This is a genomic window from Sphingopyxis sp. J-6, from assembly GCF_046603995.1.
Taxonomy (GTDB): Bacteria; Pseudomonadota; Alphaproteobacteria; order Sphingomonadales; family Sphingomonadaceae; genus Sphingopyxis.
The window spans coordinates 3273561-3293264 of the sequence record NZ_CP145810.1 but is presented as its reverse complement, the minus strand read 5'-3'; the positions used below and the strand labels follow the sequence as shown (position 1 = coordinate 3293264).

At 63.4% G+C, this 19704-nt stretch carries 12 protein-coding genes; 11 read left to right on the top strand and 1 reads right to left on the bottom strand.

Features of this window, described 5'->3' with window-relative positions:
• Positions 1–9 precede the first annotated feature (9 nt).
• The 3 genes from V6U71_RS15775 to glyA all read left to right on the top strand — a co-directional run bounded on the left by V6U71_RS15775 (position 10) and on the right by glyA (position 4710).
• Positions 10–2025 carry a S9 family peptidase gene (locus V6U71_RS15775; RefSeq protein ID WP_411339338.1) on the top strand — a complete coding sequence of 672 codons (2016 nt, stop codon included), beginning with the start codon at positions 10–12 and terminating at the stop codon, positions 2023–2025.
• Between the two features lie 496 nt (positions 2026–2521).
• Positions 2522–3304: a phytanoyl-CoA dioxygenase family protein gene (locus tag V6U71_RS15770; RefSeq protein WP_054730873.1), complete on the top strand. Its 783-nt coding sequence runs from the start codon at positions 2522–2524 to the stop codon at positions 3302–3304.
• A gap of 83 nt (positions 3305–3387) precedes the next feature.
• Positions 3388–4710 carry a serine hydroxymethyltransferase gene (gene glyA / locus V6U71_RS15765; protein ID WP_411339337.1) on the top strand — a complete coding sequence of 441 codons (1323 nt, stop codon included), beginning with the start codon at positions 3388–3390 and terminating at the stop codon, positions 4708–4710.
• 293 nt (positions 4711–5003) lie between these two features.
• Here the strand turns inward: glyA and V6U71_RS15760 are convergent, their stop codons facing one another.
• The gene (locus V6U71_RS15760; protein WP_411339336.1) at positions 5004–5897 is read right to left on the bottom strand and encodes a LysR substrate-binding domain-containing protein; all 894 of its coding nucleotides are present in this window, start codon (positions 5895–5897) and stop codon (positions 5004–5006) included.
• 498 nt (positions 5898–6395) lie between these two features.
• Between V6U71_RS15760 and V6U71_RS15755 the strand changes: the two genes are divergently transcribed.
• From V6U71_RS15755 to V6U71_RS15720, 8 genes are all read left to right on the top strand, one after another.
• On the top strand, positions 6396–8717 hold the full coding sequence (locus V6U71_RS15755; protein WP_411339335.1) for a TonB-dependent receptor: 2322 nt from the start codon (positions 6396–6398) through the stop codon (positions 8715–8717).
• Positions 8718–8799: 82 nt separating this feature from the next.
• Positions 8800–10368 (top strand): amidase, encoded by a 1569-nt coding sequence (locus V6U71_RS15750; protein ID WP_411339334.1) that lies wholly within the window; start codon positions 8800–8802, stop codon positions 10366–10368.
• Positions 10365–11459 (top strand): dipeptidase, encoded by a 1095-nt coding sequence (locus V6U71_RS15745; protein ID WP_411339333.1) that lies wholly within the window; start codon positions 10365–10367, stop codon positions 11457–11459. Before V6U71_RS15750 ends, V6U71_RS15745 begins: the two co-directional genes overlap by 4 nt.
• A gap of 40 nt (positions 11460–11499) precedes the next feature.
• On the top strand, positions 11500–13590 hold the full coding sequence (locus tag V6U71_RS15740; RefSeq protein ID WP_411339332.1) for a PQQ-dependent dehydrogenase, methanol/ethanol family: 2091 nt from the start codon (positions 11500–11502) through the stop codon (positions 13588–13590).
• Positions 13591–13640: 50 nt separating this feature from the next.
• Complete coding sequence (locus V6U71_RS15735) at positions 13641–15527, top strand: DUF885 domain-containing protein (protein WP_411339331.1); 1887 nt, start codon at positions 13641–13643, stop codon at positions 15525–15527.
• A gap of 221 nt (positions 15528–15748) precedes the next feature.
• Positions 15749–17185 (top strand): amidohydrolase family protein, encoded by a 1437-nt coding sequence (locus V6U71_RS15730; protein ID WP_411339330.1) that lies wholly within the window; start codon positions 15749–15751, stop codon positions 17183–17185.
• 80 nt (positions 17186–17265) lie between these two features.
• Positions 17266–19359, top strand: a complete 2094-nt coding sequence (locus tag V6U71_RS15725) for a M13 family metallopeptidase (RefSeq protein WP_411339329.1) — start codon at positions 17266–17268, stop codon at positions 19357–19359.
• A gap of 10 nt (positions 19360–19369) precedes the next feature.
• The gene (locus V6U71_RS15720) at positions 19370–19657 is read left to right on the top strand and encodes a hypothetical protein (RefSeq protein ID WP_411339328.1); all 288 of its coding nucleotides are present in this window, start codon (positions 19370–19372) and stop codon (positions 19655–19657) included.
• The last annotated feature ends 47 nt before the right edge of the window (positions 19658–19704 follow it).

Here is a 19704-nt window from a genome sequence, read left to right as displayed (position 1 = left end):
CAGGGGCGAATGCGGACACTCATTCTCGCGGGCGCTGCGCTTGGCGCGATGCCGGGGGTTGCCGCGGCACAATCGGCGCCGGTCACGCTCGAGGATATCCACAAGCTCGCCGATGTTGCAGGGCCCAGCTTTTCGCCCGACGGCAGCCGGATCGCCTATAGCGTCGCGGTCAACGACACCAAGCTCGATGCCGAAAAGAGCGATTTGTGGACGGTGCCGTGGGAAGGCGGCGCGCCCGTCCAACTCACCAGGACCCCCGCGACGAGCGAATGGCAGCCGCGCTACAGCGCCGACGGCAAGACGATCCTGTTCCTGAGCGACGCGGGCGCGCAGAAAAAGCCGGGCGCCGATCCTGACGACACGAAGGAAGAGGAAGACGAGAATACGCAGCTTTGGCGCATGCCCGCGGGCGGCGGCGCGGTGCGGCAGGTGACGACGATTGCGGGCGGAATCAGCGACTATGCGCTGTCGCCCGACGGCAAGCGCGCCGTGGTGGTGGCGGAGATCGGCAAGCATGTCGGCAGCAAGGCGAAGACGCCACCGCCGGTCGAGACCGAGCGCTTCTTCTTCAAGCAGGACGGCCGCGGTTATCTCGATGACCGCACCCAGCAATTGTTCGTCGTCGATATCGCGACCGGCAAAGCGACGCAGGTCACCGCCGGCGCGCGCGACCACTGGCATCCGGCCTGGTCGCCCGACGGCAAATGGATCGCCTATACCGCCAAGGATCATGGCGACGGCGACCGGACGCTGAACTACGATATTTTCGTCGTCGCGCCCGAAGGCGGCGAACCGCGCCGGATCAGCACCTCGCCGGGCGCCGACGGCGATCCCGACTGGGGCTCGGGGCCCGCCTGGTCGCCGGATTCGCAAAAGCTCGTGTGGCTCGAAGGCGCCGAGGACAAGTGGATCTATTATGGGTCACCGCAGATGGTCGTTGCCGACGTCATCGACGGCACGACGGTGCGGCCGGCGCGGATCGACCGCTGGTTCTATCATCCGCGCTGGACCCCCGACGGCCAGTTGATCGCGCTGATCGAGCAGGATCGCGACACCTGGCTGGCAAAGATCGATCCGGGCACCAGCGCGATCACCTATCTGACCGAAGGCGCGCGGCTCGGCTACGACTATGCTGTCGCCACGAACGGCCGGATCGCGGTGCTCGACACCGACGCGAGCAGTCCGGCCGAGATCAAGGCGGTCGGCGACATGCGCGCGCTGACGCATCACAACGACTGGCTGAAAATGCGGGCGCTGGGCCCGATCCAGGATGTCGCGTTCAAGAGCGGCGATACGGAAATCCACGGTTTCCTGACCCTGCCGCCCGATTATGACCCGGCGAAGCGCTACCCGCTGATCGCCGACCTGCATGGCGGACCCGTTTACCAGCACAGCCATGAGTTCGACATCGACGCGCGGCTCTATGCCGCGGCGGGCTATGGGGTGCTCAAGATCAATCCGCGCGGCTCGTCGGGACGCGGTTTCGATTTTTCGCGCGCCATCTATGCCGACTGGGGCAACCTCGACGTCAAGGACATCAGCGCCGGGATCAGCCATGCGATCGATATCGGCGTCGCCGATCCCGACCGCATCGGTGTCGGCGGCTGGAGCTATGGCGGCATCCTCACCGATTACATGATCGCCAGCGATAAACGCATCAAGGCGGCGGTGTCGGGGGCAGGGGTTGCCAACGTGCTGGCGACCTTCGGCGTCGACATGTATGCGCGCGAATATATCCTCGAGCTCGGGACCCCGTGGGAGAATTTCGAGGTCTGGCGTAAGCTGGGCTATCCCTTTCTCCATCCCGAACGGATCACCGCGCCGACCCTGTTCCAGTGTGCCGACGCCGACGACAATGTGCCGTGCGTCGGTGCCGAGCAAATGTACCTTGCGCTCAAGACACGTGGCGTACCGACGAAGTTGATCGTCTATCCCGGCGAAAATCACGGGCTTACGGTGCCGAGCTATCTTGTGCACCGGATGCGCAGCAACATCGCTTGGTACGACCGCTGGCTGAAGAGATAGGCGTTATTTCAGCCTGACCGGTTCCGGACAGGCGCTCTTCGTCAGCAGCATATGTTTATATGCGAAGGCTTTGCGTGGCCGAAAGAAATAATGCTGCACGGTGCCTCCTTATTTAGGATGCGACCCCATTATCCTGAATAACGTCGTGCTTCGTACCGCGAATGGGAGAGATATTGCGGCGAAATTCGTGATCGATATTGTCATGGATTTCCCGATATCGAGATTTATCAGAAATTCTATCGCTGCTTGCGGAAAATATCCTCGATAAATCAGGTTCGCGGTAGCTATCGATCCGTTCGCTGCTGGCCCGTCGGGCCGGTTCCGCGAGTATTTGGTGGGAGCATGCGCAAAGAGCTAGAATCGCTAACGCTGTGAGTGAAAATTATTGGTTTGCGAATGCAACCGACTGATCCGAAATATGGGAACAACGAAAAATGTCGGGCACGAACCCGGCATTGGGCATCAACGCAGGCAATAAGGACCGTGGAGTAGAGCTATGAAGCTTTCGCAGGAACTCTTGGACGAATATCAGGAAAATGGCTTTCTGGTTATTCCCGACCTCTTCTCGGCAGAGGAAATCGCCGAAATCCGCGAGGCGATGAACCGCGTCTTCGAACAGGAAGACCCGGCGAACATCCGCGAAAAGAAGAGCGGTGTCGTCCGCACGGCGATGGGTTTGCACCTTCGTGACGAACTGTTCGACCGGTTGATCCGCCATCCGCGCCTCGTCGAGCCCGCGCAGCAGATCGCCGGCCCGGAGCTTTATGCCCAGCAGGCAAAGATCAACGTCAAGGCGGCGTTCGATGGCGATCAGTGGCAGTGGCACCAGGATTTCTCGACGCATCACCATGATGACGGCGTGCCGCAGCCGCTGGCGCTGAACCTCCACATCTTCCTCGACGATGTGACCGAATTCAACGGCCCGCTCTATTTCTTCAAGGGCTCGCACAAGTTCGGCAGCGTCGCGACCTGGCACGACACCGTGTCGACGAGCTTCGCGCTGTGGGTCGTCGAACAGGAGAAGATCAAGGAAATCGCCGAGACCTGCCCGCTCGTCGCGGCGACCGGCAAGGCCGGTACGGCGCTGATCTTTGGCGACTGCCTCGTCCATGGCTCGCCGCCGAACATGTCGCCGTGGAACCGCAGCATCTTCTCGCTGATCCTCAACCCGGTCGAGAATGCGCACACCAAGTTCGATCGCAAGGATCATTTCCATCATCGCGACCTGACCCCGGTTCAGGCGATCGAGGATGATTGCCTGCTCGAAAAGGTCGCCTGAGGCACCTTCAAGCATTTTTTTGAATTTTGACTGCGGCGAGCCGCGCGCATCGGTGCGCGGCTCGTCCTGAGGGGATATTGATTATGACGATGTTGGCGCGGCGACCCTGGGTAGGCGAAGCAAGCGAAGATCTGATCCAGAGCGTTGCTGCCAAGGTGGCCGGCAGTTCTTCGGATGCCGTCGATGCGCGGCTGGCGGAACTGGTCGAGGAAAATCGCCAGATCCACGATGTCGGCGCGATCAACCTCAATCCGGCGACGAACGCGATGAACCCGCGCGCCGAAGCGCTGCTCTCGAGCGGGCTCGGCAGCCGCCCCTCGCTCGGTTACCCGGGCGCGAAATATGAAATGGGGCTTGAGGCGATCGAGCAGATCGAAGTGCTGGCGGCCGAGGTCGCAGCCGAGGTCTTCGGCGCGAAATATGTCGAATTCCGCCTCGCGTCGGGCGCGATGGCCAACCTTTACACCTTCATGGCGACGTGCAAGCCCGGCGACGCGATCATCGCGCCGCCCGACACGATCGGTGGCCATGTCACGCACCACACCGCCGGCGCAGCGGGCCTTTACGGTCTGAAAGTGCACACCGCCCCCGTCGACGCCGATAATTTCACCGTCGACGTCGCGGCGCTCGCCGACTTGGCGCGGCAGGTGCGGCCGAAGCTGATCACGATCGGCGGTAGCCTCAATCTGTGGCACCATCCGATCCGCGAAATCCGCGCGATCGCCGACGAGGTCGGTGCCTATGTCCTATTCGACGCCGCGCACCTCTGCGGCATGATCGCCGGCAAGGCGTGGCAGCAGCCGCTCGAAGAGGGCGCGCATCTGATGGGATGCAGCACCTACAAGAGCCTCGGTGGCCCGCCTTCGGGCCTGTTGATGACGAACGACGCGACGCTTGCCGAGCGGATCGACAAGATCGCCTATCCCGGCCTGACCGCGAATTTCGACGTCGCGAAGACCGCGTCGCTGGCGCTCGCGCTGCTCGACTGGAAGGAATATGGCGCTGCCTATGCCAAGGAAATGGCGGCGACGGCATCGACGCTGGCCGAACTGCTCGACGAGCAGGGCCTGCCGGTCTTCAAAACCTCGCGCGGTATTACCTCGTCGCAGCAGTTCGCGCTGCGCGCCGAAAGCTTCGGCGGCGGTCATCAGGGCGCGCTGCGCCTGCGCGAGGCGAATATCCTCGCCTCGGGCATCGGCCTGCCGATCGAGCCCGTTGCCGGCGGTTTCAACGGCCTCCGCATGGGAACGCCCGAAATCGTGCGCTGGGGCATGACGACCAACGATATGCCCGAACTGGCGAGCATCATCGTCGAAGCACTGACCGCCGACAATCCGGCTTCCGTTCGCGACCGCGCAACGGCGTTCCGCAAGAAGTTCCAGACGCTGCACTTCGTCCGCAACTAACCGGTCGTCTCCCGCAACCGGTCAAGAGTCGCCCCCGCGCCAGGTCTCTCCCCCAGGCGCGGGGGCGGTGCTTTTCGGGGTGCAGCGTTACCAATTCGAGCGCGCTATGGCGTGGGGTGGTGAGCGGACCTACCCTGATTCCGCTTGTGTCGAGCGAAGTCGAGACACCCATCGACATAGCGCCCAGCCGAGGGGCGTCTCGACTGCGCTCGACGCAAACGGGGGTTTCGAAAGGTCGATGCTGCTAACCGGCCGAAGCCGACCTCCATGGCGCGTTCGCAGCGCCCGGCGGTTCAGGCGACGCCGGGCCTCGCCTGTTCGAGAAGCCAGTCGACGAAGGTTTGCGCCGCGGCGGTCAGCGGGGTCGCTGTCTTCGTCAGCAGGTAGAATTGGTTCGCCGATGGCACCCGTCTGTCCGACAGCGTCTGCAACTGCCCCGTTCTCAGTAATTCGCCCAGCAGTGCGGTATGGCCGATCATGAAGCCGCGCCCCTGCAAGGTGGCATCGACCGTCATCGAATAGAGCGAAAAGGTCTGGGTCTTCAATGCCTTCGGCGCAGTCGAACCGGTACGCGCGATCCAGTCGGCAAAGTCATGCTCCCAATAGGGATCGATCATCAGCGACGCGCCGATGGGTAGCCCCTGTTCGTCGAACGTCGCGCTTTCGATCAGCTTGGGGCTCGCCACGGGGACCAGCTCGTCGAAGAAGAGTTCGCGATAGTCGCAGCCGGGGAAGGGCGGCTTGCCATAGCGGATCGCCATGTCGAAGTTCGAGGTGCGCAGGTCGATGATCGTCGGGTCGGCCCAGATTTCGACGGTCGTGTTCGTTTCGAGCGCGTGAAATTCCTCCATCCGCGGGCCGAGCCAGAGCTGGGCGAGCGAGGGCAGCATGGTGACGCGCACCGACTTCGATGTGCTGGTCGACGTAATCTCGCGCGTCGCGGTGGTGAGCTGGTCGAGCGCCGGGGCAACCCGCTGCGCATAGCGTTTCCCGGCCTCTGTCAGCTTCACGCCCTGCGGATAGCGCTGGAACAGATCGATACGCAGAAAGGCTTCCAGCGCCTTGATCCGCTGGCTCACGGCGCCCGGAGTGACACCCAGACGCGCTGCCGCAAGGGCGAAGCTTTCGGTCGCGGCCGTTTCGGCGAAGACGCGCAGCCAGTCGAGATTGGGCGTTTCGCGCAGCATCAGCAGACCTGCCGCTTCGATATGTGATGGATCATTTTCTACCTTCCCCGATTCCCGATTGGCTCGGTTCATCAACAGGCTGGTCTACAGAAGTGAAACCGTCTGTCGACATGGCCAATTCTGGGGGAGACACCTAGATTTTCTAGGTGTCCGCATTTTGGGCCTGCGCGTCTTGAGGAATGCAGGTGTCGGGCAGAAGCATGAGAAGGGCTACCCCTGTGGACGAGCATTATTGGTTTGCTCGGGCAAACCGAAACATTCCTAATTGGGCTCGCGCCCGGTTTACCGCGCGCCGCCCAGCCTTGATGCTGTGGGCCAAATAAAAGAGAAAAACTTCGCGTTCTTCAAAATATGAAACCGATAGGAGGCATCGTCAGCATAGTTTGAATTTATATTATAAGATAATAATAAAATATAACTTCAGAATTAGTTCTTTAAATAGTGATGATGAATGCGGGAACTATTTTTGTCGTAAATATTTAAATTTAAGGGGTTGCCATGATTACCGAATATGATTCTCCCGCAATTTCGGGCTCCGCCATTTCGTGCCGAAGGGTGCTGCTGGCGCTCTTGTCATCCGTTGCATTGCTCGGCCCGGTTCAGGGTGCCGCAGCGCAGGAAGCCCGCGAAGACGCCGGCGCTACCAGCACCGACATCATCGTCACTGCAACGCGCCGCGAGACGACGCTTCAGGAAACCCCCGCGGCGGTCAGCGTGCTCGGCAGCGACGCGATCGAAAAGCGCAATCTCGTCGGCATGGAGGATTATCTCGCTTCGCTGCCCGGTGTCAGCTTCGCCGACCGCGGCGCCGGCCAGAACACGATCACCATTCGCGGCATCGGCCAGGCCGACCAGCTTTCGGCGAACACGCCGGTGGGCAGCTATTTCGGCGAAGTGCCCGTGACGGGCCTCGGGCCGCCGCTCAACGGCAATGGCGCCGGCAACTCCGATCTCAAGATGGTCGATATCAGCCGGGTCGAGGTGCTGCGCGGTCCGCAGGGCACGCTATACGGGTCGGGGTCGATGGGCGGTACCGTCCGCGTCATCCCCAACGCCCCGAACCTGCGCGATGTCGAAGGCAGCCTGACCGCCGGCTATTCGCACACCGGCCGCAGCGGCAGCCATAATTATGCGCTCGAAGGCGTCGTCAACGCGCCGCTGATCGAAGACAAGCTCGGCATTCGCGTCGTCGCCTATCGCATGTTCAACGACGGTTACATCAACAACACCGCCGCCAGCGATCCGACGCAGGAAGTCGAGGATGCGGTGGCGATCGGTGCCGTCGCGCGCGACGACAAGCATTCGGGCAGCGAGACGATCACCGGCGTGCGTGGCAGCATCCTGTGGCGGCCGGTCGACGATCTGTCGATCACGCTGTCGCACGCCTATCAGGCGTTGCGGCAGGACGGCTTCCGCGAAGTGCAGCTTGCCTTGCCCGGTGCCTATCAGCAGGCGCGCGTGCGGGTCGGCGAGAATGGCGGCCGCAACGGCTATGTGAACATGGACCTCAACATCAGCAACCTCGTCGTCGAATATGACGCGGGCTTCGGGTCGTTCCTCAATTCGACCTCGCTGATCAAGAGCCGCGGCCGCAACGACATCGATTTCAGCTTCTTCGGTTTTGCCGATCCGACGCTGCTCGCGGTCGCTTCGGTGACCAACGCCGACAAGGAATTGTTCGTCAACGAATTCCGCTTCGCATCGAAATTCGACGGGCCGTTCCAGGTCATCAGCGGCCTCTATTATGAGGAGCGCAAGACAAAAGCCGATGCGTTCACCCGCTATACCGGCACCGCGAACCCGCCGCCGGCGAGCGCGCCGCGCGAGACGGCGGACAACAAGAACAAGCAAAAGCAGTTCGCGGCGTTCGGCGAGGCCTCACTGACCCCGATCGATTCGCTGACGCTGACTGTTGGCGGGCGCTATTACAAGTTCGAACAGGATATCCTGATCGCCCGTGTCGACGGCGTGCCGACGACCGCCGAGGGGCGCAGCGCGACGACCGACGGTTTCCTGTGGAAGGCGAATGTCTCGTACAAGCCCAGCGACGAGGTGTTCCTCTATGCACAATGGGCGCAGGGCTTCCGCCAGCCGCAGTTCCAGCGCGCGATCCTGCCCCAGGACGATGCCGACAACGACGGGCTGGTCGAGTTTGCCGACGGGATCGAACGTGCGGTCGATCCGGGGCTGCTCGACCCCGACAAGGTCGATACCTATGAAGTCGGCGTCAAGTTCCAGTCGCCCGACGGACGGCTGCGCAGCAGCCTGACGGGCTTCTACACCGACTGGACCGGCATCCCGGTTTCGCCCGCGCTGTCGCTGGCGCGCGGCGAAGCTTTCTACTTCAACGCCGGCAAGGCGGTATCGAAGGGTGTCGAGTTCGAGCTGTTCGGCGAAGTCGGCGACCGGCTGTTCGCCGAATTCTCGACCTCTTGGGTGAAATCGACGCTCGACGAAACCGTCCCGGGGCTGGGTACCAAGGGCACCAACCTGCCGGGTTCGGCCGACCACAATGTCAAGGCGGCGCTCGAGAAGCGCTTCGATATCGGCGAGAACGAAGCCTATATCCGCGGCGACTACAGCTATGTCGGCGGCTATTACACCAACTTCACCGAAACGGGACTGAAGTCGGGGGATTACCATCTCTTCGACCTCAGTGCCGGGGTGACGGTCGATAATTTCAGGCTTGGAATCTACGCGCGGAACCTGACGAACCGCAAGGATTTCACCTGGGTCGACAATATCTTCGGCGCGACTGCCGGACGTGCCTACCGGCTGCGGCCGCGGACGATCGGCGTCAATCTCGGGGTCAGTTTCTGATCGTGGCGCATCCGGTCCTCTCAAGACCGATGCTTGCCGATGCAGGTGCCGGTGCCTTCGGGCGCCGGCATTTGCCTTTGCGATGAACCGCCGCGAACTCCTGTTTGCGGCCGCGGCGGCGGCGGGTGGGGGGCAGTCGCTTCTGGCGTCCCCGTCCCGTGCCGCGGCGCCGGACACGCCGGCAGGCGATCCTGCCGATCTGACGATTGCCGAAGCGGCAGGTGCAATCCGCGCCGGTACGCTGACGGCCAGCGATCTGACGAAGGCCTGCCTTGGCCGGATCGACGCCCGCAACCCGCGGATCAATGCGATTATCACGCCGATGCGCGAACAGGCGCTGGCGCAGGCGGCGGCGCTCGATGCCGAAGCACGCGCGGGCAAGTTCCGCTCGGGGCTACATGGCGTGCCGATCGCGCTCAAGGATAATATCGATACCGCCGACGCGCCGACGACCAATGCCAGCGCGCTGCTGAAAGATCATGTGCCCGCGCAGGATGCGCATGTCGTGCGGCGGTTGCGGGAGGCGGGTGCGATCATCGTCGCCAAGGCCAATCTCGCCGAATTTGCAGTCAGCCCGACCAACGCGACCTCGCATTATGGCCCGGTGCGCAACCCGTGGCACGAGGAGCATGTCTCGGGCGGATCGTCGGGCGGTTCGGGAGCGGCGGTCGCGGCGGGCATGTGTTTCGGCGCGCTCGGCACCGACAGCGGCGGGTCGGTGCGCATCCCGTCGGCATGGTGCGGCGTGGTCGGGCTGAAACCGACCGCGGGGCTGGTCTCGAACGGTGGTGCCGGCCCGGGTATCGCAATTCTCGACACCATCGGCCCGATCGCGCGGACGGTCGAGGATGTGGCGTTGCTGCTCGGTGCGATGACCGGCTATGATCCGTTCGATCCCGCGAGCGTCGAGCGACCGCGCGAAGATTATGCCGCCGTGCCGGGCCGTCCGGTCTCGGCGCTACGTATCGGCGTCCCGCGACGTCCCTTCTTCGACGGGCTCGATCCCGAGGTTGCGGGTGCGGTCGACACTGCGCTCAAGACCCTCGCGACGATCGCCGGCAGCGTCCGCGACGTCGACTTCCGATGGGGCGACCTGCCCGAGGGCGCGTTCACCGCACCCGATCTGCTGAGCTACCATAGCCGCCCGTTCGCCGAGCGGCCCGGCGCGTATCAGACGCGGACGCGCAACATCATGCAGATGCTCACCGAAATGCTCGACGATCCGAAGGGCGGGTCCCCGTCGCGCAAGCTGGGAGAGCATGTCGCCATGATCCGTTCGATCGCGCAGCGCCAGCGGACGATCGACGCGGCATTCGATGGCTTCGACGTGCTGGTGCTGCCGACGACCAAGACATTGCCGCCGACGGTGAAAGCTGCCGTCGCGTCCGAATATGGCCCCGGCGTCGAGCCGCTGTTCTCGATCGAGAATACGATGATCTTCAATCTCGTCGGGCTACCGGCGCTCAGCGTGCCGTGCGGATTGTCGAAAGACGGGCTGCCGATCGGGCTGACGATCGCAGGACCACGGTTCAGCGAGGCGAAACTGCTGGCGCTCGGCGCCGCCTATGAACGCCGGGCCGGCTGGCGCGGACGCCGCCCGGTCGGGCAGGACAAGAGAAACAATATGGTTGGACGAGGAGAGGGATTATGAATCGCAGAGAGGCATTCATGGCAGGGCTGGGCGCGGCGGCCGCGTTCGCGGCGCCGGGCGCGCTGGCGCAGGCCCGGCGCGCGAGCGTGCAGGACGCGCGCAAGCTGCAGGATTCGGCGCCGCTGGTCGAGGGCCTCGACGGCTCGACGCTCAACGACGAATATCTCGCCAAGCTGGAGGCGGCCGGTCTCGACGTGATTTGCCAGAGCCGCGGCGGGTTCGACAGCTTCGTCGAACTGCATAATTTCCTCGACCGGCATCCGGACCGGATCGTCCAGGCGCTCACCGTTCGCGACATTCGCGCCGCGAACCAGGCGGGCAAGATCGCGCATGTGTCGGGTTGGCAATCGGCCGAATTTCTGGTGCGCGACGGCGACCCGGTCATGCCCGCGATCGGCAATCTGCGCGGCTACAAGCAGCTTGGGCTCCGCATCGTCGGTCTCGTCTACAATGTCGCGGGTCCGTTCGGCGGCGGATCGCTCGACCCCGAGGTCGGCCTGACCCGCGCGGGGAAGCGGCTGGTCGAGGAAATCCACAAGGAGCGGCTGGTGCTCGACGTCGGCGGGCATACGGCGGAGGCGACCTCGTTCGGGGCGCTCGAAATCTCGAAGGGCATGCCGGTCATCTGCTCGCACACCAATTTGCGCTCGAAGGTCGATAATGCCCGCAACATGACCGACAAGCTGATCGAGGCGATCGCCGCGACCGGCGGAGTGATCGGGCTGACCAAGGTCAATGATTTCCACGCCCGGGTGCGCAACTCGCCCGAACCGGTCACGGCGCAGGTCGGGATCGAAAAGCATCTCGACCAATATGACTATATGAAGAAGCTCGTCGGCGTCGATCATATCGCGCTCGGCTCCGACTTCATGTGGGGCCGCAAGGATCTGGTCGCGATCATCCCCGAACTGTGGCCCGGCGATGTCTACAGCAATAATCCGCCCTGGTTCATGGTCAAGGATACCGAGACGGTCACCGAATATCCCAATGTTACCAAAGGGCTGATGGAGCGCGGCTGGACCGACGAGGAAATCCGCAAGGTGCTCGGCGGCAACCTGCTGCGCGTGTTCGAAAAGGTGTGGGGCGCCTGATCGCTCCGTTGCAATAAACAGAAAACAGCTTGGGGGCGTTATGAAGATCCTGTCGGGCCGGGGAAAATATTTCGTCATCGCGGCGGCGCTCGTCGTCGTCGCGATCCTCGTCAGCCAGTTGGTGTCGTTCGGGCCGCGCAAGGGCGCGGAGGGCGTCGACCAGCAACGCTTGCTGAACGCGGCCGCCGAGCCGGGAAACTGGCTGGCACATGGCGGAACATTCCTCGAGCAGCGCTATAGCGCGCTCGACCAGATCAACGCCGGCAACGCCGCCAAGCTGGGGCTCGCCTGGTCTTTCGAGTTCGACACCAACCGCGGGCAGGAAGCGACGCCGATCGTCGTCGATGGCGTCATCTATACCTCGACCGCCTGGTCGAAGGTTTATGCGCTCGACGGAAAGACCGGCAAGGAGCTCTGGCAGTTCGATCCGAAGGTCGACGGCGACCGCGCCGTCTATGGCTGCTGCGACGTCGTCAGCCGCGGCGTTGCGGTGTGGAAGGGCAAGGTCTTCGTCGCGACCTTCGACGGCCGGCTGATCGCGGTCGATGCGAAGACCGGCAAGCAGATCTGGTCGGCGCAGACCACCGACAATTCGAAACCCTATACGATCACCGGCGCGCCGCGCGTGTTCAAGGACAAGGTGATCATCGGCAACGGCGGCGCCGAACTGGGCGTGCGCGGTTATGTCACCGCTTATGACACCGAAACGGGCAAGCTTGTCTGGCGTTTCTACACCGTGCCGGGTGACCCGGCGAAAGGCCCCGACGGCGCCGCCTCCGACCCGATCATGGCGACGGCGGTGAAAAGCTGGGCGGGCAAATGGTATGATTATGGCGGCGGCGGTACCGTCTGGGATTCGATCGTCTACGACCCCGATTTCGACCAGGTCTATCTGGGGGTCGGCAACGGCTCGCCGTGGAACCGCCGGATCCGTTCGGACGGCAAGGGCGACAATCTGTTCCTTGCCTCGATCGTCGCACTCGACGCCGATACCGGCAAATATAAATGGCATTACCAAGGGTCGCCGGGCGATAGCTGGGATTACACGCACACGCAGCAGATGATGCTCGCGACGCTGCCGGTCGATGGCAAGGAGCGCAGGGTGTTGATGCAGGCGCCGAAGAACGGCTTCTTCTACCTCATCGACCGCGAAACCGGGAAGCTCGTGTCGGCCAAGCCCTTCGTGAAGCAGAGCTGGGTCGATCATATCGACCTCAAGACCGGCCGCCCGGTGATGAGCGCCAACGCCTATTATGAGGACGGCGTGAAGATGATCGAGCCGTCGTCGGTCGGCGGACACAATTGGCAGCCGATGTCGTACAGCCCGCGTACCGGCCTCGTCTACATCCCGACCGTCCAGTGGAGCCTGAAATATGATCAGGACCCGGCGTATAAATTTCGCCCCGGGCGCCTCAATATCGGCGCGCAGGTGATGCTCAACGAAAAGGAGCCGAACGGCTCGGGCGCACTGATCGCGTGGGATCCGGTGAAGCAGCGTGAAGTCTGGCGCGTCGAGCAGCCCGAGATGATCAACGGCGGCACGCTGGCGACCGCGGGTGATCTTGTCTTTGCGGGCAATGCGCATGGCGAGTTTACCGCCTTCGATGCGAAGAACGGCAAAAAGCTCTGGACCTACAAGCAGCCGGTCGGGATCATGGCCGGACCGGTCAGCTACAGCATCGACGGCGAGCAATATGTCGCGGTACTGGTCGGCAAGGGCGGCGGCGCGATGGGGATTCCCGACACCAAAAGGCCGCGCATACGCCAGCCGAACGGGCGGATCATGGTGTTCAAGCTCGGCGGTAACGCCGCCTGGCCTCAGCAGGACCTGACGCAGGCGCCCGCCAATCCGCCCAAGGAACGCTTCGCAGCCGACAAGGTCAATGCCGGGGCGATCGTCTATGGCGAAAATTGCGCCGCCTGCCACGAAGGCCTTGCCGCACCGGACCTGCGCCGGTCGGGCGCGCTCGCCGACGCTGCGGTCTGGAAGAGCATCGTCATCGACGGCGCGCTCAAGGACAATGGCATGGTGAGCTTCGCGCGCTGGATCACCCCCGAACAGGCCGAAACCATCCGCGCCTATATGGGCGAACAGGCGCGCCTGCTGCAGCAGGAAGAAGCGAAGAAATGACCGGCGGCCGCGCTCGGCCGCAGTGACATCGTATAAACGGGAGATTGATCGTGAATGTGACCCATATGAACAAGCCGGCGCACCGACGCCTGACGGCGCTCCGTCTCGCCGCCGCGGGGGCGCTTGTCCTCGCCGGGCTCGGCGGCGCACCGGCATTTGCCTTCGAGGCGCCCGGCGCGGCAGCGCCAGCGGTCGATGCCGAGACGGCGCGCCTCAACGCTTGGTTCGACGCGAAATTCGAGGAGGAAATGGCGTTCAGTCCGATGTCGCGCGGCTATCAGGGCGACAAGACCGACTATGACAAGATCGACGATTTTTCGGAAGAGGCCGAGGACCGGAAAATGGACTGGCAGCGCCGGTCGGTCGAGGAGATGAAGGCGAAGTTCGACCGCGCCAAACTGCCCGAGGACGCGCAGCTTTCCTACGATCTCTGGATCTACCGCTATGAGGATGCGGCGGGCTACGCGAAGTTCCGGCGCAACAATTATGTCTTCCAGCAGATGTACGGGCCGCACACGCGCATCCCGCAATTTCTGATGCAGGTGCACAAGGTCGACGATGTGGCGGACATGGACGCCTATATCGTGCGGATCGGCGAAGTCGCGCGCGCGCAGTTGCAATTGCTCGACATCGCGAAAAAAAATGCCGAGGCAGGGTCGCGGGTGCCGCGCTTTTCCTATGAAGCCATGATCGGGCAGGCGCGCGCACTGATCACCGGCGCGCCCTTCGGCGGCGAGGGCGACAGCGCGATCTGGTCGGATGCCACCGGGAAAATCGACGGGCTCGTTAAGGCGGGCAAGATCGATCAGGCCAAGGCCGATGCCTATAAAGAAGCCGCGCGGCAGGCACTCACCACGAAATGGTTGCCCGCCTATCAGGCGCTGATCGCCTGGTTCGAATCCGAGTTGCCGAAGGCCGATGCGGTCGCGACCGGGGTCGGCAAGAATCCGAACGGCAAGGCCTATTACGACATGCTGCTCGTCAGTTCGACGACGACCAACCTCACCGCCGAACAGATCCACCAGATCGGCCTCGACGAGGTCGCGCGGATCAAGGGCGAGATGGAGAAGATCAAGGAGCAGGTCGGCTTCAAAGGGACGTTGCAGGACTTCTTCAAATTCGTCCGCGACGATCCGCGTTTCTATTATCCGAACACCGATGCGGGGCGGCAGCAATATATCGACGCGGCGACCGCGCACATCGCCTTCATGAAGCAGCAGCTGCCGAAATATTTCGGCATTCTGCCCAAGGCCGACGTGATCGTGAAACGCGTCGAACCGTATCGCGAGATCGCCGGCGGTGCGCAGCATTATTATATGTCGACCCCCGACGGATCGCGGCCGGGCGTCTTCTACGCGCATCTGCTCGACATGAAGTCGATGCCGATCCCGCAGCTCGAAGTGATCGCCTATCATGAGGCGCTGCCCGGGCATCACATGAACTTTGCGATCGCGCAGGAACTGACCGACATTCCGAACTTCCGCAAATTTCTGTACGTCAATGCCTATCAGGAGGGCTGGGGCCTTTACACCGAAAAGCTTGGTAAGGAGATGGGCGCTTACAAGGATCCCTATTCGGACTTTGGCCGCCTGACGACCGAGATCTGGCGCGCGATCCGGCTGGTCGTCGACACCGGGCTCCATTCCAAGGGCTGGACCGAAGATCAGGCGATCAAATATTTCACCGAAAATTCGGCCGCTTCCGAAGGCCAGATCAAGGCCGAGGTACGGCGCTACATCATCATGCCGGGGCAGGCGACCGGCTACAAGATCGGCATGATCCAGATGGAGAAGCTGCGCAAGAAGGCCGAAGACGCGCTCGGCGACAAGTTCGATATCAAGGGCTTCCACGACACGATCCTCGGCCGCGGGCAGGCGCCGCTCGACCTGCTCGAACGCCGCGTCGATCAGTGGATCGCAAGGCAAAAGGCGGCCTGATCCTTTGGCGCGACCCGACCGCTTCGGCGGGTGGGGCGCGCCTCGGGCAATGCCCAGAATTTCTGACCCTCTGGGTCAGCTTTATTACGTTGCCTCGGGCTTTGGCTGTCACCCATTAGGGGGCATAGGCCCAAGATAAACTGGGGCTGGGAAACAGAAATTCGAAGGCGTCGCCAGGGTTTCGCGGGCGGGGCGTTCGTCAGAACGACAAGAGGGACAGGATGAAGATCGCCGCACGGATTTCGGGGCTGCTGCTTGCCGCCACCATGATTGCTTCGCCCGCGCTCGCGCAGGATAGCGGGCCCGAGGCGCGGCCGATCTATAACCGCGACCAGTGGCTGCCCAAGTCGGTGCCGCTTTCGGACGATGTGCTGCGCATTCCGGTCCCCGCCGACTATAACGCGCCGAAGGGATCGTTCGTGCTCGTCGGCGGCCGGCTGTTCGATGGCACCGGCAAGCCGGCGCGCCCGGCGACGATCGTCGTGCAGGGCAAGGCGATCACCGCGGTGCTCGGCCCCGACGACAAGAACTGGCCCGCCGATGCCGTCGTTTACGATGTCACCGGCAAGACGGTGATGCCGGGCCTGATCGACCTCCACACGCACCTGACCTTCCTCGATGTCGCCGACTCGAGCGTCTATTCGGCCGCGCATCTCAGCGGCGCGGAATCGGCGATGCGCGGGCTGCGGCGGATGGGCATCCACCTGCAGGCCGGCGTGACCAGCGTGCGCGACGTCGCGTCGCACGGCGACACGCCGTTCGTGCTCAAGCGGCTGCAGGCGGCGGGCGAAATCGCCGGGCCGCGCATCTTCACCGCGGGGCAGCTCATCACCCAGACCGGCGGCCACGCCGCACTGCACGCGATGATGCCGGGCTATCCCGAAAAGCCGAACGACAATCCCAATTCGATGGTGCGGATCGCGTCCGGCCCGGACGAATGGCGCGAAGCGGTACGCATCCAGTTCGCCAAGGGCGCCGACCTGATCAAGCTGGCCAGCGAATATTCGCAGGCGGAAATCACCGCTGCGGTCGACGAGGCGCACTCGCTCGGGCTCCCGGTGACCGTCGACAGCGAAACGCAGTACATCGACATGGCGATCAAGGCGGGCGTCGACTCGATTGAGCATCCGCTGCCGCGCAGCGACGCCGCGGTCGCGCTGATGGCGAAGCGCGGCATCGCCTCGGTGCCGACCTTTGTGCCCTATCGCATCATCAGCCGCTCGTCGGGCGGCTATTTCGGTTCGACCTCGCGCCGCTTCGAACTCAACGAGACGACGATTCTGGAGATGGGCAAGAAGATGCGCCGCGCCGGCGTCAAGATGGGGATCGGGCTCGACCTGATCGTCAACTGGCCCGAATATATGCCCGGCGCCTATATCAACGAACTCGAGAGCTTCACCCAGATCGGCTACACCAAGGCCGAGGCGCTGGTCGCGGCGACCAAGACGAGCGCCGAGATCATGCACATGGGCGACCGGCTGGGGACGATCGAGCCTGGCAAGCTCGCCGACATCATCGTCGTCGACGGCAACCCCGACGAGGATTTCAAGGCACTGGAAAAGGTCAAGACCGCGTTCGTCGGCGGCCGGCTGATGCTGCAGGACGGCCGCATCTATAAACCCGCGCACGAAGAAGTGCCGATGCCGGAGAGGAAATAGCGCGGACAGCGGAGCGAGCCGCCGGGCGGATCAGCCACGCGCTTTGAACCCGGCCTGCCAATCGAAAAGGCATTCAACCCATGAAAAATCTGTTCGCCGCCGCCCTGCTTGCTGGTACCGCCCTGGCCGCTACCGTGCCCGCAGCTTCGGCGCAGGAGGCGCCGGCGGCCGCTGCTGGCGTAGCGTCGCCGAAGCCGGAACGCGGCAGCTTCGGGTTCGACACCGCGGGCATGGACCGTGCGGCCAAACCCGGCGACGATTTCTATGAATATGCCAACGGCACCTGGGCGAAGAACACGCCCATCCCGGCCGACAAGGCCAATTACGGCATGTTCATCGCGCTCGACGATTTGTCGAAGCAGCGCGTGCGGGGGATTCTCGACGCCGCCGGGGCCGACGACAAAAGCCTGATCGGCCGCGCTTATGCGAGTTATCTCGACGGCGCGACGGTCGAGACGCTCGGGTTGGCGCCGATCCGGCCGTGGCTCGACAAGGTCCGGGGATTGAAGGACCGCAAGGGCTATTCGGCGCTGGTCGCCGAGGCCGCGCAGCTTGGGGTGAGCGGCGTCTACGGGTCGTCGGGCGCCTGGGCGGGCTACCGGCTGCCCTACACCTGGCCCGATGACGAGCAGCCGGGGCGGATGCTTCTGGTGATCGAACAGGGCGGTACCGGTATGCCCGACCGGGACATGTATCTGGCGGATACCCCGAAAATGGCGGCGATCCGTACGGCTTATGTGGCGCATCTCGCGAAGCTGTTGACGCTGGCCGGCGAAACCGGCGCCGAAGCGCGCGCCGAAGCGCGCGCCGGGGCGATCATGGCGGTCGAGACCGAGATCGCCAAAGCCTATTGGAACCGCGACGATTCGACCGATTCCACCAAGACCTACAACAAGTTCACGCTGGCCGAGACGGCGCAATTCTCCACCCCGACGCTCGACATGGCGGCGGTGCTGAAGGCGTGGAACCCGGCGATCGCCGAAGTCCAGATCCGCATGCCGAGCGCGACCAGGGCGGCGGCGCAGATCCTCGACCGCGCGCCGCTTCAGGTGCTCAAGGACCAGCTGCTCGTGCGCAGCCTCGACGATCTGTCGGCGGCGCTGCCCGACGCGATCGGACGCGAGAATTTTGCCTTCTATGGCACGGTGATGAAGGGCGCGCCCGAACAGGCACCGCGCTGGCAGCGCGGCGTCAACTTCATGGAAGAGGCGTTCGGCGAGGCGATCGGCAAGGAATATGCCGCGCGCTATTTCCCGCCCGCGTACAAGGTCGAACTGCGCGGGTTGATCGACAACATCCTCGCCGCAATGGACCGCCGCATCGACAAGCTGGCGTGGATGCAGCCCGAAACCAAGGCGCGGGCGAAGGAAAAGCTCAAGGGCTTTACCGTCAAGATCGGCCATCCCGACCAGTGGCGCGACTATAGCGGATTGCAGGTCGAACGCGGCGACCTGTTCGGCAATCTCGTCCGCGCCAACCGTTTCAACTTCGACTATATGATCGAAAAAGCCGGCCAGCCGACACGGCGCTGGGAATGGTTGATGACGCCGCAGACCGTCAACGCCCACGCCCATTACAACCAGCTCGAGATCGTCTTCCCGGCGGCGTTCCTGCAACCCGCCTTCTATGATCCCTATGCCGATCCGGCGGTCAATTATGGCGCGATCGGCGCGGTGATCGGGCACGAGATCATCCATCATTTCGACGACCAGGGCGCGCAATATAACGAGAAGGGCGAACTCGCGAACTGGTGGACGCCCGAAGACAAGGCGGCGTTCAAACAGGCGACGCAGGCGATGGTCGAACAGGCCGAGACATACGAAGTGCTGCCCGGCGAGCATATGAAGGGCGAGTTCGCGCTCGGCGAGAATATCGGCGATCTCGCCGGAATGACGCTGGCCTATGATGCCTATCGCGCGTCGCTCGGCGGCAAGGAGGCGCCGGTGATCGACGGCTTCACCGGCGACCAGCGTTTCTTCCTCGGCTGGGCGCAGATCTGGCGGCGTAATTATCGCGAGGCGGACCTGCGCCAGCGGCTGATGACCGACGCGCATGCGCCGTCGATCCAGCGCGTGTGGGTGATGCGCAATCTCGATGCCTGGTATGACGCCTATGGCGTGAAGCCCGGCGACAAACTGTATCTTGCACCCGAAAAACGTATCCGGGTCTGGTGAGGGGCTGACCATGAACGATCCGGTTAATCCGCCGCCGGCCGGTCCGGCCAAGACAGGCGTCCTGCACGGGCGCTTCGGCCGCACCATCGCCTTTTCGGTCATCGGGCTTGCGGTGCTGAGCTGGATCGCGGTCGGCGCCTTTCTGCTGCTGTTCGAGCCTACACTGGGCCAGCGGGTCGGGGCGGTTACCGCTGCGGCCGTGGTGACCGAGGGGGCCTTCTGGACCTGCACCGCCGTGTTCGGGATATCGCTGTTCCAGAAGATCAAAAACCTGCTCGGCGGTCGTGGCCGAAGCTGACGTTCGTTATTTTTCGGAAGTTTGATGGTGTTCGATGATGAATGAAG